At 40.9% G+C, this 21871-nt stretch carries 21 protein-coding genes; 18 read left to right on the plus strand and 3 right to left on the minus strand.

The window, feature by feature from the left end; translation table 11 throughout:
- Positions 1-3: 3 nt before the first annotated feature.
- The 3 genes from rpe (at position 4) to spoVM (ending at position 1628) form a co-directional block, all read left to right on the plus strand.
- Positions 4-657, plus strand: a complete 654-nt coding sequence (rpe, locus tag N780_RS00320) for a ribulose-phosphate 3-epimerase (protein WP_036778586.1) — start codon at positions 4-6, stop codon at positions 655-657.
- A 178-nt stretch (positions 658-835) separates the two neighbouring features.
- Entirely contained in the window at positions 836-1507 is a 672-nt protein-coding gene (locus N780_RS00325; protein ID WP_332307796.1) for a thiamine diphosphokinase, read from the plus strand.
- A 40-nt stretch (positions 1508-1547) separates the two neighbouring features.
- Complete coding sequence (gene spoVM, locus N780_RS00330; protein WP_019376515.1) at positions 1548-1628, plus strand: stage V sporulation protein SpoVM; 81 nt, start codon at positions 1548-1550, stop codon at positions 1626-1628.
- A gap of 108 nt (positions 1629-1736) precedes the next feature.
- Here spoVM and rpmB read toward each other — a convergent pair whose 3' ends face one another.
- Positions 1737-1925, minus strand: a complete 189-nt coding sequence (gene rpmB / locus N780_RS00335) for a 50S ribosomal protein L28 (RefSeq protein WP_036778593.1) — start codon at positions 1923-1925, stop codon at positions 1737-1739.
- A gap of 301 nt (positions 1926-2226) precedes the next feature.
- Between rpmB and N780_RS00340 the strand changes: the two genes are divergently transcribed.
- A complete protein-coding gene (locus tag N780_RS00340; protein WP_036778594.1) occupies positions 2227-2589 on the plus strand; it encodes an Asp23/Gls24 family envelope stress response protein in 363 nt (120 codons plus the stop codon).
- A 37-nt stretch (positions 2590-2626) separates the two neighbouring features.
- Positions 2627-4297 carry a DAK2 domain-containing protein gene (locus N780_RS00345; RefSeq protein WP_036778596.1) on the plus strand — a complete coding sequence of 557 codons (1671 nt, stop codon included), beginning with the start codon at positions 2627-2629 and terminating at the stop codon, positions 4295-4297.
- 523 nt (positions 4298-4820) lie between these two features.
- Here the strand turns inward: N780_RS00345 and N780_RS00355 are convergent.
- Positions 4821-6098, minus strand: a complete 1278-nt coding sequence (locus tag N780_RS00355) for an NCS2 family permease (protein WP_036778600.1) — start codon at positions 6096-6098, stop codon at positions 4821-4823.
- A 233-nt stretch (positions 6099-6331) separates the two neighbouring features.
- On the opposite strand from N780_RS00355, the gene sdaAB reads away from it, so the two are divergent.
- From sdaAB to rnc, 9 genes are all read left to right on the plus strand, one after another.
- On the plus strand, positions 6332-6994 hold the full coding sequence (gene sdaAB / locus N780_RS00360; RefSeq protein ID WP_036778603.1) for an L-serine ammonia-lyase, iron-sulfur-dependent subunit beta: 663 nt from the start codon (positions 6332-6334) through the stop codon (positions 6992-6994).
- 22 nt (positions 6995-7016) lie between these two features.
- A complete protein-coding gene (sdaAA, locus tag N780_RS00365) occupies positions 7017-7910 on the plus strand; it encodes an L-serine ammonia-lyase, iron-sulfur-dependent, subunit alpha (protein WP_036778605.1) in 894 nt (297 codons plus the stop codon).
- 5 nt (positions 7911-7915) lie between these two features.
- Positions 7916-9952, plus strand: coding sequence for an ATP-dependent DNA helicase RecG (gene recG / locus N780_RS00370; RefSeq protein ID WP_036778607.1), 2037 nt, complete (start codon positions 7916-7918; stop codon positions 9950-9952).
- A 78-nt stretch (positions 9953-10030) separates the two neighbouring features.
- Positions 10031-10606 carry a transcription factor FapR gene (fapR, locus tag N780_RS00375; protein WP_036778609.1) on the plus strand — a complete coding sequence of 192 codons (576 nt, stop codon included), beginning with the start codon at positions 10031-10033 and terminating at the stop codon, positions 10604-10606.
- 2 nt (positions 10607-10608) lie between these two features.
- A complete protein-coding gene (gene plsX / locus N780_RS00380) occupies positions 10609-11619 on the plus strand; it encodes a phosphate acyltransferase PlsX (protein WP_036778611.1) in 1011 nt (336 codons plus the stop codon).
- A complete protein-coding gene (gene fabD, locus N780_RS00385) occupies positions 11616-12557 on the plus strand; it encodes an ACP S-malonyltransferase (protein WP_036778614.1) in 942 nt (313 codons plus the stop codon). Before plsX ends, fabD begins: the two co-directional genes overlap by 4 nt.
- 3 nt (positions 12558-12560) lie before the next feature.
- Positions 12561-13301: a 3-oxoacyl-[acyl-carrier-protein] reductase gene (gene fabG / locus N780_RS00390; RefSeq protein ID WP_036778616.1), complete on the plus strand. Its 741-nt coding sequence runs from the start codon at positions 12561-12563 to the stop codon at positions 13299-13301.
- A gap of 89 nt (positions 13302-13390) precedes the next feature.
- Complete coding sequence (acpP, locus tag N780_RS00395; RefSeq protein ID WP_036778618.1) at positions 13391-13621, plus strand: acyl carrier protein; 231 nt, start codon at positions 13391-13393, stop codon at positions 13619-13621.
- 80 nt (positions 13622-13701) lie between these two features.
- Entirely contained in the window at positions 13702-14391 is a 690-nt protein-coding gene (rnc, locus tag N780_RS00400; RefSeq protein WP_036778621.1) for a ribonuclease III, read from the plus strand.
- A gap of 267 nt (positions 14392-14658) precedes the next feature.
- On the opposite strand, the gene N780_RS00405 is transcribed toward rnc, so the two are convergent.
- Entirely contained in the window at positions 14659-14889 is a 231-nt protein-coding gene (locus tag N780_RS00405) for a DUF1128 domain-containing protein (protein ID WP_036778623.1), read from the minus strand.
- Positions 14890-15024: 135 nt separating this feature from the next.
- Between N780_RS00405 and smc the strand changes: the two genes are divergently transcribed.
- The 4 genes from smc to ffh all read left to right on the plus strand — a co-directional run bounded on the left by smc (position 15025) and on the right by ffh (position 21623).
- A complete protein-coding gene (gene smc / locus N780_RS00410; protein ID WP_036778625.1) occupies positions 15025-18594 on the plus strand; it encodes a chromosome segregation protein SMC in 3570 nt (1189 codons plus the stop codon).
- 16 nt (positions 18595-18610) lie between these two features.
- Positions 18611-19852 carry a signal recognition particle-docking protein FtsY gene (gene ftsY / locus N780_RS00415; protein WP_036778627.1) on the plus strand — a complete coding sequence of 414 codons (1242 nt, stop codon included), beginning with the start codon at positions 18611-18613 and terminating at the stop codon, positions 19850-19852.
- Positions 19853-19939: 87 nt separating this feature from the next.
- Positions 19940-20263: a putative DNA-binding protein gene (locus N780_RS00420; RefSeq protein ID WP_036778629.1), complete on the plus strand. Its 324-nt coding sequence runs from the start codon at positions 19940-19942 to the stop codon at positions 20261-20263.
- A gap of 13 nt (positions 20264-20276) precedes the next feature.
- Entirely contained in the window at positions 20277-21623 is a 1347-nt protein-coding gene (gene ffh / locus N780_RS00425) for a signal recognition particle protein (protein WP_036778632.1), read from the plus strand.
- The last annotated feature ends 248 nt before the right edge of the window (positions 21624-21871 follow it).

A 21871-nucleotide genomic window follows, 5' to 3' on the forward strand; every position in this document is an offset into this window, starting at 1 on the left:
TCTATGACAAAAATTGCTCCATCTATATTATCTGCTGACTTTGCTAAGTTAGGAGAAGAAATAAAAGATATTGAACAAGGCGGTGCTGAATATGTACACGTGGATGTGATGGATGGTCATTTTGTTCCAAATATCACGATTGGACCACTTATTGTAGATGCAATTAAACCACACACTAACTTGCCACTTGATGTTCACTTAATGATTGAAAATCCAGATCAGTACATTCCACAGTTTGCTTCTGCTGGTGCAGATATTATTTCTGTTCACCAAGAAGCGTGCCCTCACCTTCATAGAACAATTCAGTTGATTAAATCAACTGGTGTAAAAGCGGGTGTAGTCATAAACCCTGCTACACCTGTAGAGATGATCAAGTCTGTATTGCCTGATGTGGATTTAGTTCTCCTCATGACTGTTAACCCTGGGTTTGGTGGACAACAATTTATTGAAAATGTTGTGCCTAAAATTAAAGAGGTGGCAAACTTGAGAGAAGAATTTGGGTATAACTTTGAAATTGAAGTTGATGGTGGAGTTAAAGAAGGCACAGCTCAAACATGTGTAGAAGCGGGAGCTGACGTTCTTGTTGCGGGAAGTGCTGTCTTTAATAAAGAGAACCGAGGGGAAGCGATTCAAGCGCTATTAGCCACTCACGTGTAAAATGAATGAGCACTTGATTAGAGTCGCACCTAATAGATCGACTAGCAAAAATAAGTAGGCTGCTCATTTTTGTGTGAGTTATACACTAACTACCCGTCTTATATTTTCCTAGATAACAAAAAGGCTGACCCTTTAGGAATGGGATCAGCCTTTTTTCATAGAATGTAGAAAGGGTGAAATGATGAAAGGGATCGCAATAGTTGGGGGAGGGCCTAGTGAGCACATTCCCTCATTAATACAATACAAAGAAGAAGAGATTACATGGATTGGTGCTGATCATGGGGCTATCACCCTTGTAGAAGATGGGATCTCTCCAGACTTTGCTGTAGGAGATTTTGATTCTGTTACTGAAGAAGAATTAGAAAAGATTAAGCGTTCGGCAAAGGAGTTCACAAAGCACCCGGCCGAAAAGGATGAGACTGATTTAGAAATTGCAGTACGAAAGGCTTTGATGTTGAATCCAGAAGTTATTTACTTCTTTGGTGTCACAGGAGGAAGGTTGGATCATGCTTTAACCAACTTGCAAATTCTAGCTCCACTAGAAGCTCAAGGGATTAAAGGGGTGATTATTGATAAGGGGAATTGGGTTGAATGTAAATCCCCCGGGAGTCACGAAGTGCAGTTTGACCCTGGCTATCCGAACATTTCATTTATTCCATTCACCCCTGAGGTTCAGGGTCTAACACTTGAGGGGTTTTATTATCCTTTAGAAAATGCCTTCGTCCCATGGGGGTCAACATTGTGTGTGTCGAATAAGCTTATTTCAGAAAAAGGTACTTTTTCATTTGAGCATGGCATACTATTACTAATAAAGAGCCGAGATGTACTAAGTGAAACTAGGAAATCCTAAGGCTGTTAAAGGTCATTGTATGTTAGAGGAGGGGGACCAGTTGAAATTTTATACCATTAAACTCCCACGCTTCATTGGTGGTTTCGTGCGCGTCATCATAGGTACCTTCAAAAAAGACTAAAGGCGTACGACGTCTAACGCATGTTCTCATTTGTAGTAATTTCTTATCTTTGGATACAAAAAAAGCACCCTGAAGGGTGCTTTTTTTGTATGGTAAAATGCTTAGCGATTAAACGCGTTGAATTTTACCGGATTTAAGAGCACGTGTTGAAACGTAAACCTTTTGAGGCTTACCGTCGATCATAACACGTACTTTTTGTACGTTAGATTTAAATTGACGTTTACTAGCGTTCATAGCGTGTGAACGGTTGTTTCCAGTAGTTGTTTTACGGCCTGTAACAGCACATTTACGACTCATAATTTTCCCTCCTACTTGCACTAAAGCTTTCATGTATATCTTCAAATACTTATTTAATTTATCACACAGCCATGAAGATTTCAACAGGTTTGACGAAATATATCAAGAAAAGTCACTTGACAGATAAAATGTTTTCGTCCATTGTTAAATAGGGTTTTCATAAGCTTTTATGCGAATTAGTCAATTAAAGTGTTCGATTGTAGAGAATGTGTCGGGTTTCTTCTGTCAACCACACTTTTAAATTCAAGCTCGTTATAGTAAAATGACGATAAGTATGGAAGAGAACGAAGGAGGATCCAATATGTCCATTGATTTAAATACGAACTTTGGTCACGTAACCATTACGAATGAAGTTATTGCAACTGTAGCTGGCGGTGCAGCTGTAGAATGCTACGGAATTGTAGGAATGGCCTCAAAAAATCAAATCAAAGATGGTCTTACAGAAATATTGCGCAAAGAGAATTTCGCGCGTGGCGTCATAGTACGTCAAGAAGAAGAAGAAACACATATTGATATGTATATTATCGTAAGCTATGGGACGAAGATTTCAGAGGTTGCATCTAATGTACAATCACAAGTGAAGTATACATTAAATAAAACAGTTGGCTTGTCCGTAGACTCTGTGAATATTTATGTTCAGGGTGTGCGTGTGGCAAATGATTAATCAGACAAGTTAGTGGATGACGAAGGAGGAAGTCGGAGTGACGATAAGGACGTTAGATGGAGCAACGTTTGCACAAATGGTACTTGCAGGAGCAAACCATTTAACAAACAATGCGAATATGATCGACGCTCTTAATGTATTCCCTGTTCCAGATGGTGATACAGGTACGAATATGAATTTATCAATGACATCAGGAGCGAATGAAGTAAGAAATGTACAAGCGGACCATGTTGGAGAGGTAGCTAAAAGCTTAGCCAAAGGTTTGTTGATGGGTGCACGCGGTAACTCGGGTGTAATCTTATCACAGCTCTTTAGAGGTTTTTCTAAAGCTATTGAAGATAAGGAAACAATTACAACAGTTGATTTTGCTGAAGCAATGAACCAGGGTGTTAAAACTGCCTACAAAGCCGTAATGAAACCTGTTGAAGGGACAATCCTTACTGTTGCTAAAGATTCCGCTGAAGCCGCTTACAAGATTGCGGACCAAGAAGAAGATATTATTGTCTTTATGGAAGAAATGATTAAGAATGCAAAATCATCATTGAAACGTACTCCAGAACTATTGCCTGTTCTTAAAGAGGTTGGGGTAGTTGATAGTGGAGGACAAGGTCTTGTTACGATTTATGAAGGGTTCTTGGCTAACTTGAAAGGCGAAGAGTTACCAGCCACGAACGAAGCTGGGCCTAGCATGGATGATATGGTTAATGCTGAACACCATAAACTTGCTCAAGACTTCATGAGCACGGATGAAATAGAATTTGGTTACTGTACCGAATTTATGGTGAAATTCGAAGAAGATAAACTAGCTCAAAACCCATACGATGAGGATGCTTTCAGAGAGGACCTAAGCGAGCTTGGGGATTCTTTACTTGTTGTATCAGACGATGAGCTCATTAAGGTGCATGTTCATGCTGAGACGCCTGGTAAAGCGCTAACACTAGGTCAGCGCTATGGTAGTCTGGTGAATATGAAGATTGAAAATATGCGTGAACAGCATACATCCATTGTAGGCGAACAGAAGAAAGAAAAGCCTGCTAAGAAAGAAAAAGCTGAATTTGCTATTGTAACTGTTGCAATGGGAAGTGGTATTAAAGAGATGTTTGAAAGCCTTGGAGCTACAGTTGTAATCGAGGGCGGCCAAACGATGAACCCAAGTACTCAAGACATTACTAACGCTATTCAGGAAGCAAATGCGAAACAAATTATCGTATTGCCAAATAATAAAAACATCGTCATGGCTGCTGAACAAGCTGCAGAATTAGCAGAGGATCATGTTGTTGTCGTTCCTACTAAAACAGTTCCTCAAGGTATGAGTGCACTACTATCATTCCACCCTGAACAATCGATTGAAGAGAATCAGGAAGGGATGAAAGAAGCTGCTTCAGCTGTAAAGACTGGTCAGCTAACATATGCTGTACGTGACACTCAAATTGATGGAATGACGATTGAAAAAGGTAACTTTATGGGTATTCTAGAAAGTAGCATTTCTTCCACTCATCAAGATAAACTTGAAGCAGCGAAACAGCTTCTTCAAGACATGATCGATGAAGAGGAAGACGAGATCTTAACCATTCTGCAAGGCGAAGACGCTACTGCTGAAGAAGTTGAGGCTCTTGAGAGCTTCTTAGAAGAAAACTTTGAAGATCTTGAAGTAGAAATTCATAAAGGAAATCAGCCAATCTATTCCTTTATTTTCTCTGTGGAATAGTAAAAGGTATGAAAAGAAAGCAGTTTAATTTTGGAGGACAAAAAAGCTTGTCCCCCTTGATTAAACTGCTTTTCTTATTGAATCTGGTAAAAGATTTATTTTGTTGCTTTTAAAAAGTTGGTTAAAAATGGGGATAAACTTGAGGGGTCGAAGTCGAGATACTTTTTTGTATGGGGTCATTATTTTAATTGCGTAGAAGAGGTGTCTTGGGGAACGACTCGCTTTCCGCGGCCCCACACGAGGTGGGGGTTCGATGTTGTCACAGGGCGTGACGTTTTTAGTCGAACTTCATCTTTCTTCTAAAAGCTTCCTTGGGGAAATCCCCCTGCAGGATCTCGTGGATCTCTTTCTCTCACAGGAGTTTCCAGGCCTGCCTTACACTCAAGTAAAGCAAAGGAAACATTCTCTCAGCTTCGGTTTATTATTGTTAGGGGAAAAAAGAGGGCTTTAAAGTTCCTACATACAAAAGAGCATTGAACTGGATAGCAGTCCAATGCTCTAATATGCATCTAAAAAGGTATGGTTACAACCCTAATGCTTTAATGATGAATTCAGTTAGGAACATACCCGCGATCACCATGACAGGAAGGGTGACTTTGCTTCTTTGTCCGCTAGCCATTTTAACAATGGGGTAAGCGATAAATCCAAAGGCCATTCCGTCAGCAATGCTGTTTGTAAAAGGAATCATTACAATGATTAAGAAAGCGGGCATCGCTTCTGATAAATCGTCAAAAGCAATATGGCGAATGTTTTGTACCATAAGGGCTCCTACTATAATCAATATAGGGCTAATCGCCATGGAAGGAATCCATGATATAAACGGGATTAGTCCAAGGGTGAGCAAAAACAATACGCCTGTAGTGATGGCTGCTTTACCTGTGCGACCATTTGAAGCAATCGTTGCTGCACTTTCTGCTGAGGACACAGTTGGTGATGTGCCGAAAAAAGCGCATGTAAGGCTTGAAAAAGCTGTGGACTGGAAGGAGCGCTTAAATTTACTCATATCTCCCACCATCGATAGCTGTCCGTTTATGAGACCCATGTTCTCAAAGACGAGTACAATCGTTAACGGAAATACACCTAGCCAAAAGGCAAGTTCGTCTATTGCGCTGAAAGATGGGATGAACATCCATTGTGCATCTAGCGCAATGTTTGTTGTGCCTCCCTCTAGAATCCCGAACAGATAGGCTAAGGCCGTTCCGGTTCCCATGGTTAACAGAAAATGACCAGGAACATTTTTGATGAATAGGAATATACCTACCGCTAAAGTTAGTAAGCTAACAAGCACGGTTGGGGAAGTGAATTGTCCTAGTTCAATCAAAGAATGTTCCCCGCGCGTAATTAAGCCGCCTTTCTCAAGCCCGATAAACGTAAGAAATAGACCTAGTCCAACCGTAATGGCGTGCTTTAACGAGTCAGGTATAGCTTCTTGGAGCCATGAGCCTAATTTGGTTAGGGCAATGATGATAAAAAGGACTGAAGATACAAGAACAACGCCTAATCCTTCTTGGAAAGAAAGTCCACCACCTTGTACGATTGAATATGAGAACAAGGCGTTAACGCCCATTCCTGGTATTAATACCATAGGAGCGTTTGCCCAAAAACCGATCAACAAGCAGCCCACAAAGCTAGCTAAAATAGTAGCGATCATACCAGCTTGGTAACTGATACCGGCTTCACTTAAAATCGAGCCATTAACGGCAACAATGTATACAGTCGTTAAGTAACCGATCAAGCCTGCCATCATCTCTGTTTTCAGGGATGTCTTTGCTCCTTGTAAATCAGGGTTATGGTGTTTCATATAAAACCCTCAGTATAATATTGCCCTCTCCCACCCGATTATGCCGAACATAATCCACAAAGTTTTATTATAGGGAAGTCTTTGAATTTTATCAACTACTCTTCATACTCGTATTTTGTTATTTTTGTTATAATAAAAGAGTTAATCAAAAACACTCTCAGTTGTTGAATGCGCTTACATTTACGTGTATAAAGGAAATAGATGATCATTTTAATTATAGGATGGTGGTAACAGTGAAGTTTAAATCTGTTTTTGATATTATTGGTCCGGTTATGATTGGGCCGTCTAGTTCACACACAGCTGGAGCTGCTCGTATAGGGAGAGTAGCTCGTACGTTATTTGGTCGAGAGCCTAAGTGGGTAACCGTCCATTTGTATGGATCATTTGCGAAGACGTATAAAGGTCATGGTACAGATGTTGCTATTGTAGGTGGTGTGCTTGACTTTGAGACGTGGGACACTAGAATTAGCACTTCACTTGAATTGGCGAAAGAAAAAGGAATTAAAGTTCACTTTGAAGAGGAAGATGCTCATACAGATCATCCCAACACGGCCCGGGTAAGAATTGGAGATGATGATGGAGATCTAGAATTAGTCGGTATATCAATTGGTGGAGGAAAAGCAGAAATTACTGAACTAAATGGATTTGAATTGCGTCTATCAGGGAATCATCCCGCTATTTTGGTTATGCATAACGACAGATTTGGTTCGATTGCCTCTGTTACTCAAACGCTTGCGAAGCATGAGATAAACATTGGGCATATGGAAGTTTCGAGAAAAGAAATGGGGAAAGAAGCTCTTATGGTCATTGAAGTAGACCAAAATGTTAGTGATGATCTTTTAAGAGAACTTGAAAGTTGCGATCATATTTTACAAGTAGCGAAAGTTGTAGATTAACAGACTAGGGGAGGAATCATATATGAAAATCTTATTTCGTAATGTTGCGGAGTTAATAGAGCGTTGTGAAAGTGAAGGAGTATCCATTTCAGAGTTAATGATTCGTCAGGAGATGGCGGTTCGTGAGCGATCTCGTGAAGAGGTCTTTGGACAAATGGAAGAAAACCTAAAGGTTATGGAAAATGCGGTAGAAGAAGGACTGCAAGGGGTTAAGTCTCATTCAGGTTTAACAGGTGGAGATGCTGTACTCATTCAGAACTATATGAAAAACCACACGCCACTTTCGGGTAACTTGTTAATGGATGCAGTAAGTAAAGCGGTAGCTACCAATGAAGTGAATGCGGCGATGGGAACCATATGTGCAACACCTACAGCAGGGAGTGCAGGGTGTGTACCTGGTACACTATTCGCTGTGAAGAACCAATTAAACCCAACACGTGAGCAAATGGTGAGATATTTATTTACTTCAGGCGCATTTGGATTTGTCGTTGCAAACAATGCATCAATCTCAGGTGCTGCCGGAGGTTGTCAGGCAGAAGTTGGATCTGCTGCAGGAATGGCAGCTGGTGCAATCGTTGAAATGGCAGGAGGTACACCTGCTCAATCAGCTGAAGCAATGGCGATTACTCTTAAGAATATGCTAGGGTTGGTGTGTGATCCTGTTGCAGGGCTTGTGGAAGTTCCGTGTGTGAAACGAAATGCGATGGGAGCTTCTAATGCAGTAGTTGCAGCAGATATGGCTCTTGCTGGTGTGACAAGTCGCATACCATGTGATGAAGTCATTGATGCTATGTATAAGATTGGTCAAACGATGCCTGTTGCTCTTAGAGAAACAGCTCAAGGTGGTTTAGCAGCTACACCAACAGGCCGGGAGCTAGAAGCAAAAGTATATGGAATAAATTTAAAAAGTGAGTGAGACAAGTGCTACAACAATCGGTTTTACAATTGACAGGAGTTGGCGAAAAGACAGGAGAAACGCTAAATGAAATGGGAATATTCACGATTGAAGATTTTCTATTTTATTTTCCTTTCCGTTATGATGTTCACGAGGTAAAGCCGTTGACCGAACTTGTACACGATGAAAAAGCTACTATTGAAGGGGAGGTTGTAGGTGAACCTTCCCTCACCTTTTTTGGAAAGAAGAAATCACGCTTAACCATTACGTTACAAGTGGAACAATTTGCAGTGAAAGCAGTTATGTTTAATCGTGCTTTTGCTAAGAAACAGCTTCAACCAGGTGATACGGTAACTGTAACGGGTAAATGGGATCAGCATCGTTTGCAGATTACGGTAAGTCATTATTATAAAGGTAGAGCAAAGTCAAACACACCAATTCAACCGGTCTATTCTTTAAAAGGCAATATGAAAATGCCGACGTTTAAAAAGTGGATGAGAACTGCTGTAGACCAATATGGTTCCGACATAGAAGAGGTTTTGCCTTCTTCTTATTTGGAAGCTTATAAGTTACCTGAACGTTCCAAAGCATTATATGGAATGCATTTCCCGGAAAGCCGGGTCGTTTTAAAGCATGCAAAACGTCGTTTTATATACGAAGAATTCTTGTTATTCCAATTGAAAATGCAGCTCCTCCGAAAAATTAAACGAGAAGCTACCACTGGCAATGCACAAAGCTTTGATAAAGAGTCCGTTACTCACTTTACAAATGGTTTACCTTTTGAATTGACAGGGGCGCAGTCTAAAAGTCTAAAAGAAATCTTAAAAGATATGAGCTCTCCTTATCGAATGAACCGTTTGCTTCAAGGGGATGTAGGATCTGGTAAAACTGCGGTAGCAGCTATAGCTTTATATGCAACCATTACATCAGGGAAACAAGGTTCGCTGATGGTTCCTACAGAAATTCTGGCAGAGCAACATTATGAATCGTTGCAAGAGCTGTTTGGAGACAAAGCGAATGTTGTCTTGTTAACAGGCAGTGTTAAAGGGAAACGTCGTAAAGAAGTAGTAGAAAAAATCGCGAACCATGAAGCCGATATTATCATTGGTACACATGCGTTAATCCAAGATGAAGTTATTTTTAGTGACCTCGGCTTAGCCATTATAGATGAGCAGCACCGTTTTGGTGTGGAGCAGCGCCGGACGCTTCGTGACAAAGGATTGATGCCTGATGTGCTCTTTATGACCGCTACACCAATTCCTAGAACTCTAGCGATTACAGCATTTGGCGATATGGATGTTTCTGTAATTGATGAAATGCCAGCCGGCCGTAAAGCTGTCGAGACATATTGGGTGAAAGATCAAATGTTAGATCGTGTTTTAACATTTATTCAAAAGGAAGTCGAAGAGGGGCGTCAGGCGTATGTCATTAGCCCGTTAATTGAAGAATCCGATAAGCTTGACATTCAGAATGCAGTAGATACTTATCATCAGCTAACTGCTTATTTCCCTTCATCTATAAAAGTAGGATTAATGCACGGCCGTTTATCAGCTGAGGAAAAAGAAGAAGTGATGAAGCAGTATGCCAATAACGAGGTGCAAGTACTAGTATCTACAACAGTTGTTGAGGTAGGTGTGAACGTTCCCAATGCAACGGTAATGCTTATTTACGATGCTGATCGTTTTGGTTTATCGCAACTTCATCAGTTAAGAGGTCGTGTAGGAAGAGGGAGCCATCAAAGTTACTGTATTTTACTTGCTGACCCAAAAGGAGATGTGGGTAAAGAGCGAATGAGGATCATGAGTGAAACTACAAATGGATTCGAATTGTCTGAGCATGACCTTAAACTTCGTGGCCCTGGTGATTTCTTTGGGAGGAAGCAAAGTGGTGTTCCGGAGTTTAAAGTTGCAGATATGGTGCATGATTATCGCGCTCTAGAAACCGCCCGTCAAGATGCCCAGAAGATGATTGAAGAAGATCATTTTAAGAAAGACCCATCTCTTCAGCCCCTATTTAACATCTTAATGAATGATCCTATTTTAAAAGGAGAAGTATTGGATTAAAGAAACAATCCTTGCATAAGATAGGGAGGTATTATATATTACTATTAGTACCTAGTCATAATTGGACGGTGTTTATAGATGAAGTTATCGAAGAAAGAGCGTCAGCATCGCCTTAAGGAAACGATTGAGCAGACTCCGTTCATTACAGATGAGGAATTAGCCAAGAAATATGGGGTTAGTATCCAAACGATACGTTTGGATCGAATGGAACTATCAATTCCTGAACTTCGTGAACGAATTAAGTCGGTCGCTACCTACCAATGGAATGAAACGGTTAAAGCCCTGCCTCTAGAGGAGGTTATTGGTGAGGTTGTAGATTTGGAGTTAGATCATAAAGCAATCTCGATTTTAGATATAAAAGATGAACACGTATTCTCACGTAACAGAATTGCCAGAGGTCATCACTTGTTTGCACAGGCGAACTCTTTGGCTGTGGCTGTTATTAATGATGAACTTGCTCTGACAGCTAAGTCTGAAATTCGGTTTACACGGCAGGTGAAAGAGGGAGAACGCGTTGTAGCGAAGGCGCAAGTTAAAGGGAACGATGACAAAGGTCGTACCATAGTAGAAGTAGAAAGTGTCGTTGACCAAGAGACTGTTTTTTCTGGTGTCTTTGTCATGTATCGTTCAAATGATGAAAAAGGAGAGGCCTAACCATGAGATTAGCAGTCGATGCAATGGGGGGAGACCATGCTCCTAAAGAAATCGTATTAGGTGCAATAGAAGCGGTAAAGAATATAGAAAACTTAGAAATCACCTTATTTGGCCAGGAGGACAAGATTCGTTCACACATGAACGAAGACCACACAGCCATTAAGGTCGTACATACAGATGAAATGATTACTTCAGAAGACGAACCCGTTCGTGCGGTTCGTCGTAAGAAAAATGCTTCAATGGTTTTAATGGCGAAAGAAGTTAAAGAAGGACGAGCAGATGCTTGCGTCTCTGCCGGGAATACAGGGGCGCTTATGAGTGCTGGCTTGTTCGTTGTTGGACGTATTGAGGGGATCGAACGCCCTGCGCTTAGTCCAACGCTTCCTACAGTAGATGGAAAAGGTTTTTTACTACTAGACGTCGGAGCGAATGTTGATGCAAAACCGAATCACCTAGTACAATACGCCGTAATGGGATCTGTTTATGCAGAGCAAGTGCGTGGCATAACCTCCCCTAGAGTAGGCCTATTGAATGTAGGTACAGAAGACGGAAAAGGGAATGATCTTGTTAAGAAGACATTCAAGCAATTGCAAGGTGCTCCGATAAATTTTGTAGGAAATATAGAGGCGCGCGACTTGCTGAATGGGGTAGCGGATGTTGTTGTGGCAGATGGTTTTACTGGGAATGTAACCCTTAAAACAATAGAAGGTACAGCGATGTCGATGTTTGCCATGATTAAAGATACATTTATGACAAATTGGAAGACTAAGTTGGCTGCTAGTATGGCTAAGGAAAATCTACGCGGCTTAAAGAGCAAGCTAGATTATTCTGAGTATGGTGGAGCTGGATTATTTGGTCTTGCCGCACCTGTTATTAAAGCGCATGGTTCTTCTGATGCTCGTGCAGTTTATAACGCTATTAAACAAGCTTGTCACATGGTGGACCATGAAGTAAATCAAGCTATACAAGAAACAGTTCAAAATATGGACTGGGATAAGGATGATGATCAATGAAAAGAATAGCTTTTGTCTTTCCGGGACAAGGTTCTCAAGAAGTTGGTATGGGAAAAGCTTTCTATGATCAATATGAAAGTGTAAGAGAGCAGTTCGCAAAAGCGGACGATCGCTTGGGTGTTTCCCTTAGCCAATACATGTTAGAAGGGCCAGAGGAAACGCTAACGAAGACAGAGAATGCTCAACCCGCTCTTCTTTTACTTAGTACATCGATTGCTCAATTACTTAAAGATGAAGGCATCAAACCTGAGCTTGTTGCAGGGCACAGCCTAGGTGAATATAGCGCTCATGTAGCTGCCGGTACAATGTCACAAGACGAAGCCTTATCTTTAGTACAAAAGCGTGGTCAGCTTATGGAAGAGGCTGTACCAGCTGGACAAGGTTCCATGGCTGCAGTGCTCGGATTAGATGTTGAGACAATCGAACGTGTAACATCAACAATTCGGGATCAAGGGGAAGTTGTAGAAGTTGCCAATTATAACTGCCCAGGTCAAATTGTTATTTCAGGATCTAAAGAAGGTGTAGACAAAGCGTGTGAACGTTTGAAAGAAGAAGGTGCAAAGCGTGCTCTTCCTCTTAATGTAAGTGGTCCTTTCCACTCTCGCCTAATGAAGCCTGCAAGTGAGCAATTTGAATCAGAACTAAAAGGTATCTCCTTGAAAGAGGCTGAAGTTCCGGTTGTAGCCAATGTAACAGCAGAACCTGTTCAAGATAAAGATCAAATCTTTGATTCTTTAGTTGAGCAACTATATTCTCCGGTTCGCTTTGAAGAAACGATTCGCTATATGATGGACCAAGACATTGATGCCTTTGTAGAGGTTGGGAATGGAAAAGTCTTAAGCGGCTTGATCCGTAAAGTTAATCGACGAATGAAAACATTTAATATCCAAGACCCAGAGAGCTTAGAGGCATTTCTGGAATGGTATAAGGAGGACTAACAAATGCTTGAAGGTAAAGTTGCCCTTGTAACTGGTGCATCTCGCGGTATCGGCCGTGCTATCGCTTTAGAGCTAGCAAGACAAGGAGCTAAAGTAGCTGTGAACTATGCGGGTAGCGAACAAAAGGCTCAAGACGTTGTTGATGAAATCACTTCTTTAGGAACTGAAGGTATTAAAATCCAAGCCAATGTATCATCAGAAGAAGAAGTGAAAGCAATGGTGAAGCAAGTTACTGAAACATTTGGTCGTATTGATATTTTAATCAATAACGCTGGTATAACGCGTGATAATCTTCTTATGCGCATGAAGGAAGAAGAGTTTGATCAGGTTATAGATACGAACCTTAAAGGTGTATTCTTGACAACGAAGGCTGTAACACGTCCGATGATGAAGCAAAAAGGCGGGAAAATTATTAATATAGCATCTGTTGTTGGGGTTAGTGGAAACCCAGGACAAGCTAACTATGTAGCCGCTAAAGCAGGTGTTATTGGATTAACGAAGACATCAGCTAAAGAACTAGCTGCTCGTAATATTCTTGTTAATGCCGTTGCACCTGGATTTATTGAAACGGATATGACAGATGAACTGACAGACGAACAAGTTGAGAGTATGCAGTCGATGATTCCGTTGTCCCGTTTAGGGCAAGGTGAAGATATCGCAAAAGTTGTGCGCTTCTTAGCGTCTGATGATGCCAACTACATGACGGGTCAAACTCTCCATGTAGATGGCGGCATGGTCATGTAATTTTTATAAAGATCCGCAGATAAAATCGTGTCATGACCTAGTATTTTAATGCGAAATCTTCTATAATTACTGAAGGGAGGTGAACAACGATGGCAGATGTATTTGAACGAGTAAAAGGCATAGTTGTTGAACGTCTGGATGTAGACGACTCAAAAGTAACCATGGAAGCTTCCTTTAAAGATGACCTAGAAGCAGACTCACTAGATGTGGTTGAGCTTGTTATGGAACTTGAAGATGAGTTCGACATGGAGATCTCTGACGAAGATGCAGAGAAAATTGAGACAGTTGGCGATGCTGTGAATTACATAAACAGCAAGTAACAATAAAGTAAGAAAGTCTCGCAAGATGCGAGACTTTCTCTGTATGTAATTCTAATAATAAGAATAGGTGGCATGAGACAGTGGATTTCACGAAATTTCAAAATAGGATTGGGATAAGCTTTGAGAGTAAAAAGTTATTAGAACAGGCTTTCACCCATTCATCCTATGTGAATGAGCATCGCACCAGAGAATATGACGACAATGAACGATTAGAATTTTTAGGGGATGCTGTACTAGAATTAGCAATATCGCAATATCTATACCGTAAGCATCCAGAGATGACTGAAGGCGAATTAACGAAATATCGCGCTTCAATTGTTTGTGAAGCATCACTCGTTCGTTTCGCAAATGATTTACATTTCAGTGACCTAATCTTCTTAGGCAAAGGGGAAGAAATGACAGGAGGTCGTGAGCGTCCTGCTCTGTTAGCAGACGTATTTGAAGCGTTTATCGGAGCTATTTATCTGGATCAAGGCTTTCAGACTGTTATTCGATTTCTTGAAGAGTTTGTCTACCCTAAAATTCATAAAGGTGCTTTTTCGCATGCGATGGATTATAAAAGTCAATTACAAGAAGTGGTCCAAAGAGAGCGTAATGGCGTTATAGAATATGAGATTGTGGAAGAAAGAGGCCCAGCTCATAATCGTGAATTTATCGCCCACGTTTTCATACAAGGTGATCGTTCTGGTATTGGCATTGGTCGAACGAAAAAAGAAGCAGAACAAAATGCTGCTAAGGAAGCACTTGATGCTTTCGATATAGAGGTGTAAAAAGCTGCTGGCTCGCGCTAGCAGCTTTTTCTATCTGCTTGAGAGAATGTTTTCTTTGGGCGATATTGAGCGTGAGGTGCGCCGGAAAACCGCTCGTTTTCCGCGGCGAGGTGGAGTCTCGCAGTTTTCCGGCCCACCACTTCTGTAATGGGGACTAGCGAGAACATGCCATATGCGAGTGCAAGATAACCGACGGTTTTGCTGACGCTATAGGGCTGTTCATACAACAAAAAAGACAAGCCTATGTAAATAGGCTTGTCTTAAATGCTATGCTTTAACGCGGTATTTACCTAGTTCTCCAACAACAGCTTGCAGTTCTGAGACGCTAAGTTGTCCCTTTTTCATTTGAACCATGTCATACATGTCTTTAATATCTTCATAATGCTTGATGTCGTAGTCTTCAGGGTCCATTAAACCTCGGTTAACAACCTGAAGCTGTTCTGCTAGTGTGTTAATCATAAACACTAAATTATCATTTGTTGGGGTATTTAAATCCATAAATCTCTCTCCTCTTTTTCATTACTAGAATGCTTTCTTCTAACACCTTATAGTTTATGATAAAATAAATGAGTTGAAATTGAAATTATTCATCGCAGAAATACAAAAAATAGTTTTACATAGGAGGAAGTTAACATGTTCCTCAAACGTTTAGATACAGTAGGATTTAAATCGTTTGCCGAACGGATTACTGTAGATTTTGTGCCAGGCGTCACCTCAGTAGTAGGTCCGAACGGAAGCGGGAAAAGTAATATCACAGATGCCATTAGGTGGGTGCTAGGTGAGCAATCAGCTAGATCTCTTCGTGGTTCTAAAATGGAGGATATTATTTTTCAGGGCAGTGATTCCCGTAAACCGCTTAATTTTGCAGAAGTTACATTAACGCTTGATAATGAAGACCACACACTTCCCCTTGATTATCAGGAAGTTTCTGTCACACGAAGAGTGTATCGGTCTGGAGAAAGTGAGTTCCTTATTAATAAACAAGCGTGTCGTCTAAAAGATATCATTGACTTGTTTATGGACTCAGGCCTCGGTAGGGAAGCTTTCTCTATTATCTCACAAGGAAAGGTAGAAGAGATTTTAAGCTCAAAAGCCGAAGAGCGCAGAGCCATCTTTGAAGAGGCTGCGGGTGTTCTTAAATATAAGAAGCGTAAACAAAAAGCCGAGTACAAGTTAGCAGAAACACAAGAAAACTTGAACCGGGTAGAAGATATTATTTATGAGATTGAAGGTCAACTAGAGCCGTTAAAAGAACAAGCGGCTATTGCAAAAGACTACCTCGAGAAGAAAGAAGAGCTTGAGAATTATGAAGTTTCTCTAATGGTAGCAGAAATTGAGACCATACACGCTGATTGGGAAGCGTTGTTGAAAGATTTAGAAACTCAAAAAGCTCGTGAACAAGAATTGCGTGTGTTCACTTCTAACCAAGAAGCAAATGTAGAAGAAGAGCGAAACGAAATGAAGGCCTTAGATGACTCTATTGAAGAGTTGCAAGAAGCTTTGTTGGTTTTAACACAGGAGCTTGAGAACCTAGAAGGAAAGAAAGAGTTATTTAGCGAGCGTCAGAAACACTATACCGAAAACCGCTCCAAACTAGAAGACGATGTTACCAAACTCCAGGATCGCGAAGAAACTATTCAAGGACAATACGACGACGAACAGTCTAAGTTAGATCGTGTCACATCCCAAGCGAATACGACTAATGAAAAGTTAAACAAAGTTCGGGAACAACTGAATCAATTAGATAGCAATCAAGAAGAAAAAATAGAAAGCTTAAAGAGTGATTACATTGAACAGCTTAATGAGCAGGCTGCAAAACGTAATGAACGTCAGTCTGTAAGCCAACAACTAGAACAGTTTGATGTGAGAACGACTCGTCTTGAAGGGAAGTTTAAAGACCTCATTGATGACCGTGATGCTATCCAAAAACAAAAAGGTACTTTAGAACAAGAACTTGAGGCGATTACAGCTAAACGAACAGAACAAGAGCAAAGCTTAAACCGCGTTAAAACAGAGCTTGACCATGAAGAGAAAGAGTATCAGGAGAAACAATCTAAACTTTATCAAGGTTATCAACATTTAGAGAAATTACGTTCTAAGAAAGAAATGCTTGAAGACTTAAAAGAAGATTTTGCAGGTTTTTTCCAAGGGGTAAAAGAAGTCTTAAAAGCACGTGAGTCTGGTGAACTAAAAGGCGTTAAAGGTGCTGTAGCTGAACTCATTGATATCCCGAAGAATTATGTGACAGCTATTGAAACGACGCTTGGTGGAGCCGCACAGCATGTTGTAATGGAAGATGAAGCTACTGCTCGAAAGACTATAAACTGGTTAAAACAAACGAACAGAGGTAGAGCTACGTTCTTGCCACTACCTACGATCCAACCAAAATATATTCCTTCAGAAAAGTTAAATATAGCTAAAGGAATAAATGGGTTTGTTGGGGTAGCTTCTGAGCTCGTGCAATATGAAGAGCACTTCTCTAAAGCCATTCAACACCTTATGGGACACGTAATCATAGCAGAGTCATTAAAGGATGCCAATGAGATCGCAAAAGCAACTGGAAGGCGTTTCCGCGTTGTGACATTAGAAGGGGATGTAGTAAACCCTGGTGGTTCCATGACAGGTGGTGCGCAGAAGAAGAGCAACCAGTCGCTGTTTACAAGAGATCAAGAACTTCAAGAGTTACAAGAAAAGTTAACTCAATTTGAACAAAGAAGTGCACAATATGAGCGAACAGTTAAGGACTTAAAGGAAAAAATTAAAGAGAAGAAAGAAAAACGCTCTACTTTACAAGAACAACTTGAATCCTCAAGACTTGAAGAACAAGCAAGTAGAGGGCGATTAAGGGAGCTAGAATTACAAGAACAAAATTTAAACGATCAGCTTTCTCTTTATGACCAAGATAAAGCTCAGTTTGATGACGATCGCTCGTCTCTACATGAGCGGAATAAGAATTTAACATCAGAATTAGAAGCGATCGAAGAGAATCTAATCAACATTCAGAAAGAAATTGATCAGCTAACAGAGCAGCAAACAACTCAAAAAGCAAGTTATGATCAACTGCAACAAGAATTAAATCAATTGCAAATTGAACATGCAGAGCAGCAAACACAGGTGAAAAACCAGCAGGAAAAAACAGAAGCTCTTCTCGTTCAATTAGAAGAAGTTCAGTCTTCTAAACAAGAACAACAATCTCAGCTTGACCAGTTAAAAGATATTGCTGAGTCTAAAGAAACAGAAGAAGAGATTGACGCTCAAATTGAAGCAAAACGAAATCAAAAAGAAACAAATAGCGAACTAATACGAACCAGACGTGAGGATCGCACCAACCGTTCTCAAAAGATCCAAAACATCGAAGTAGACCTAAAAGAAAACAAACGGGTTCACCAATCCTTGGTACAAGACATTCAGGATAAAGAGGTTAAAGCTAACCGTCTCGATGTGGAACTAGAAAATCGACTAGAACACCTAAGGACCGAATATATGCTTTCTTATGAGAAGGCAAAAGAGACTTATCCCGAAGTAGAGGATATCAATGCTACGAAGAGACAAGTCAAACTTATTCGTCTTGCTATTGATGAATTAGGGACCGTTAATATAGGAGCCATTGAAGAATATGATCGCATTAAAGAGCGCCACACCTTCTTAACAGAACAGCAAACAGACTTGCTAGAGGCGAAAGATACGTTATTTGGTGTGATTTCAGAGATGGATGGAGAAATGGAGCGTCGTTTCGAGAGTACATTCGTACAAATCCGCGAAGAGTTCACTCATGTCTTTAAAGACCTCTTTGGAGGTGGCAGGGCTGACCTTCGAATGACTGACCCTGACAATATTTTAGAGACGGGAATTGAAATTGTAGCACAACCTCCAGGTAAGAAATTGCAGCATTTAGGGCTGTTGTCTGGAGGTGAACGTGCACTAACAGCAATCGCTCTTCTGTTTGCAATTCTTCACGTGCGCCCTGTTCCATTCTGTGTACTAGATGAAGTAGAAGCAGCCCTTGATGAAGCAAATGTAACTCGGTTTGCTCAATATCTAAAACGGTTTAGCGCTAAAACACAGTTTATTGTCATCACTCACAGAAAAGGAACGATGGAAGAATCGGATGTCTTGTATGGGGTAACGATGCAAGAGTCTGGTGTATCAAAACTTGTCTCTGTACGTTTGGAAGAGACCAAGGAATTAATACAACGTTCGTAGAAAGGAAGTAGAAAAGATGGGATTTTTTAAGAAGTTAAAAGAGAAATTTGTAAAAGAAGATGAGCATCTACAAGATGATTCTACTAAAGAAGAAGACGTAGACAACCTTGAAGAGGATCATGACAAAGAAGACGAACAAGAACTTTCTACCTCAATTGAAGAAGACGTAAAAGAAGAAGTTACTGAGACAGCTTCTGAAGAAGGTGTTGAAGAACAACCTAAAGAGGAAGAGGTTGTTGAAGCACCCCCTGTAGAAGAACAAGAGGTGCAAGAAGAAATAGAAGAGGTAGAAGAGGTAGAAGAGAAAGAGAGTATTTCCACAAAGTTTAAAAAAGGGTTAGCAAAAACTCGCAACTCTTTTGCAACTAAAGTAAATGACCTTGTAGCACGTTATCGTACAGTTGACGAAGATTTCTTCGAAGAACTAGAAGAAATTCTTATTTCTGCTGATGTTGGCGTAAACACAGTTATGCATTTAATAGATGAATTAAAGATGGAAGTGAAGCGCCGAAACATTAAAGATACCCGTGAGGTGCGTGAAGTCATTTCAGAAAAACTTGTCGACATCTATTACGGAAATGATGACGAAGAAATTGAAGAGATTACGTTTAATCAAGATGGGCTTACTGTTCTCCTTTTCGTCGGGGTGAATGGTGTAGGGAAAACAACCACAATCGGTAAAATGGCTCACAGACTTAAACAACAAGGAAAGAATGTTGTTATGGCTGCTGGTGATACATTCCGCGCAGGTGCAATTGAGCAGCTTGAAGTGTGGGGTGATCGTGTAGGTGTGCCTGTTATTCGTCATAGTGAAGGAAGTGACCCTGCTGCGGTTATTTATGACGGCATACAGTCGGCGAAATCCAAGGGAGCAGATGTGTTATTATGTGACACAGCTGGTCGTCTGCAAAACAAAGTTAACTTAATGAACGAGCTATCAAAGGTGAAGCGTGTAATTGAACGTGAAATACCAGGTGCTCCTCATGAATCGTTACTTGTTCTTGATGCCACTACAGGTCAAAATGCCTTGAGTCAAGCTAAGACCTTCTCAGAAGCGACCAATGTTTCTGGTATTGTGCTGACTAAGCTTGATGGCACTGCTAAAGGTGGTATTGTCATGGCGATACGAAATGAATTAGATATTCCAGTTAAATTCGTAGGACTAGGAGAGAAAGTGACAGATCTTCAATCCTTTGATGCCCATGCTTTCGTTTATGGCCTATTTGCTGATATGCTTGAAGAGTCAGAACAAGAATAATTCATTGGGGTAAACTTGACAGATCACACCTTTATTTTGTACTATTTGTATATGTAAAGGCATTTCACTTAACAAGGAGTGCTTACTTTGCTTGAGAAAACAACACGCATGAACTATTTGTTTGATTTTTACCAAGAATTACTGACAGATAAACAGCGAAGTTATATGGAGTACTATTATCTTGAAGATTATTCTTTAGGAGAAATCTCTGAAACATTCAATGTAAGTCGTCAGGCTGTATATGACAATATTAAACGAACAGAAACAATGCTTGAGGAATACGAACAAAAGTTAGATTTATACGATCGTTTTGAGAAACGACAACGGTTGTTGAAACAATTGAAAGAATCCGTTCAAAAAGGGTCTGATGACGCGATAGAAATCATTGAGACCCTTGAGAATTTAGATTAGGAGGGCGGCTTATATGGCATTCGAAGGTTTAGCCGACCGACTGCAGAATTCGATCCAAAAGATCAAAGGCAAAGGTAAGGTAACCGAAGCAGATGTAAAAGAAATGACCCGTGAAGTCCGCCTTGCGCTTCTTGAAGCGGACGTTAACTTCAAAGTAGTAAAAGACTTTGTGAAGCGCGTGAAAGAACGTGCGGTTGGACAAGAAGTTATGCAGAGTTTAACTCCAGGTCAACAAGTAATTAAAGTGGTAAAAGAAGAGTTAACTGATCTTATGGGAGGAGACCAGAGCAAAATTGCTGTGGCCAATCGCCCACCAACAGTTATTATGATGGTAGGTCTTCAAGGTGCTGGTAAAACAACCACTACTGGTAAACTTGCCAATCATTTGCGTAAGAACCACAACAGAAATCCTTTACTAGTAGCAGCCGACGTTTATCGTCCTGCTGCAATCAACCAGTTAGAGACGCTTGGTACTCAGCTTAATATGCCTGTCTTCTCAAAAGGGACAGAAGCCAATCCAGTTGATATTGCCAACGAAGCGATTGCTCAAGCAAAAGAAAATCATAATGACTATGTCATTATTGATACAGCTGGTCGTCTTCATATTGACGAGAACCTAATGGGTGAATTAAAAGAAATTCACTCAAACGTGAATCCAGATGAAGTCTTCCTAGTTGTTGATGCAATGACAGGTCAAGATGCAGTCAACGTAGCAGAATCCTTTAATGAGCAGCTAGACGTTAGTGGAGTAGTCCTAACTAAGTTAGATGGTGACACCCGTGGTGGTGCCGCGCTATCAATCAAAGCTGTAACTGACAAACCAATTAAGTTTGCTGGTATGGGTGAGAAACTGGATCAGCTAGAAGCGTTCCACCCTGAACGCATGGCGTCTCGTATCTTAGGTATGGGGGACGTGCTAACATTAATTGAAAAAGCCCAGTCTGAAGTGAACGAAGACCAGGCGAAAGAGCTCGAGCAAAAAATGCGCGACGCGTCCTTTACATTGGATGATTTCTTAGAACAAATGGGCCAAGTTCGTAATATGGGACCTTTAGATGAACTAATAGGTATGATCCCAGGCGCTGATAAAATGAAAGGCTTGAAGAACGCAAATATCGATGAGAAACAATTAAATCACATCGAAGCAATCATTCAATCCATGACCAAAGCCGAACGAAACGACCCAAGTATCATGAACGCAAGTCGTAAAAAACGAATCGCCAAAGGCTCCGGCCGAAACGTATCCGAAGTGAACCGTTTATTAAAACAGTTCAACGACATGAAGAAAATGATGAAGCAGATGACGAACCAAAAAGGTAAAAAAGGTAAAGGCGGCGGATTTAAATTACCGTTTATGTAAAACGAAAAGCGCAGGCGGGGTGAACAGGAGCGTACGGATAAGCAAGCGACTGGAAGTGACGTTAGTCACTGCAAGTCGCTTGCTTATCGCGCTAGCTCCTCCCCGCCGGAGCTGGAAAAGCAGGAAGCGGAAACGGTTTGTCCAGGCCCGTACGGATAAGTAAAAGCGCGTAGGTGAGGTTTCCTCACCGCAGTGTTTTTACTTATCGCGCTAGGGCCTAACCGTTGGAGCTGGACTTCGGTCGAAGC

Source organism: Pontibacillus chungwhensis BH030062, from assembly GCF_000770675.1.
GTDB lineage: Bacteria > Bacillota > Bacilli > Bacillales > BH030062 > Pontibacillus > Pontibacillus chungwhensis.

What these genes read in the sequence shown, in the direction of transcription:
- plsX (WP_036778611.1), top strand. Translation starts at nt 10,609, where the DNA reads ATGAGATTAGCAGTCGATGCAATGGGGGGAGACCATGCTCCTAAAGAA.
- N780_RS00325 (WP_332307796.1), top strand. Translation starts at nt 836, where the DNA reads ATGATGAAAGGGATCGCAATAGTTGGGGGAGGGCCTAGTGAGCACATT.
- sdaAA (WP_036778605.1), top strand. Translation starts at nt 7,017, where the DNA reads ATGAAAATCTTATTTCGTAATGTTGCGGAGTTAATAGAGCGTTGTGAA.
- fabG (WP_036778616.1), top strand. Translation starts at nt 12,561, where the DNA reads ATGCTTGAAGGTAAAGTTGCCCTTGTAACTGGTGCATCTCGCGGTATC.
- acpP (WP_036778618.1), top strand. Translation starts at nt 13,391, where the DNA reads ATGGCAGATGTATTTGAACGAGTAAAAGGCATAGTTGTTGAACGTCTG.
- rpe (WP_036778586.1), top strand. Translation starts at nt 4, where the DNA reads ATGACAAAAATTGCTCCATCTATATTATCTGCTGACTTTGCTAAGTTA.
- rpmB (WP_036778593.1), bottom strand. Translation starts at nt 1,925, where the DNA reads ATGAGTCGTAAATGTGCTGTTACAGGCCGTAAAACAACTACTGGAAAC.
- N780_RS00340 (WP_036778594.1), top strand. Translation starts at nt 2,227, where the DNA reads ATGTCCATTGATTTAAATACGAACTTTGGTCACGTAACCATTACGAAT.
- smc (WP_036778625.1), top strand. Translation starts at nt 15,025, where the DNA reads ATGTTCCTCAAACGTTTAGATACAGTAGGATTTAAATCGTTTGCCGAA.
- ffh (WP_036778632.1), top strand. Translation starts at nt 20,277, where the DNA reads ATGGCATTCGAAGGTTTAGCCGACCGACTGCAGAATTCGATCCAAAAG.
- N780_RS00405 (WP_036778623.1), bottom strand. Translation starts at nt 14,889, where the DNA reads ATGGATTTAAATACCCCAACAAATGATAATTTAGTGTTTATGATTAAC.
- ftsY (WP_036778627.1), top strand. Translation starts at nt 18,611, where the DNA reads ATGGGATTTTTTAAGAAGTTAAAAGAGAAATTTGTAAAAGAAGATGAG.
- fabD (WP_036778614.1), top strand. Translation starts at nt 11,616, where the DNA reads ATGAAAAGAATAGCTTTTGTCTTTCCGGGACAAGGTTCTCAAGAAGTT.
- N780_RS00355 (WP_036778600.1), bottom strand. Translation starts at nt 6,098, where the DNA reads ATGAAACACCATAACCCTGATTTACAAGGAGCAAAGACATCCCTGAAA.
- fapR (WP_036778609.1), top strand. Translation starts at nt 10,031, where the DNA reads ATGAAGTTATCGAAGAAAGAGCGTCAGCATCGCCTTAAGGAAACGATT.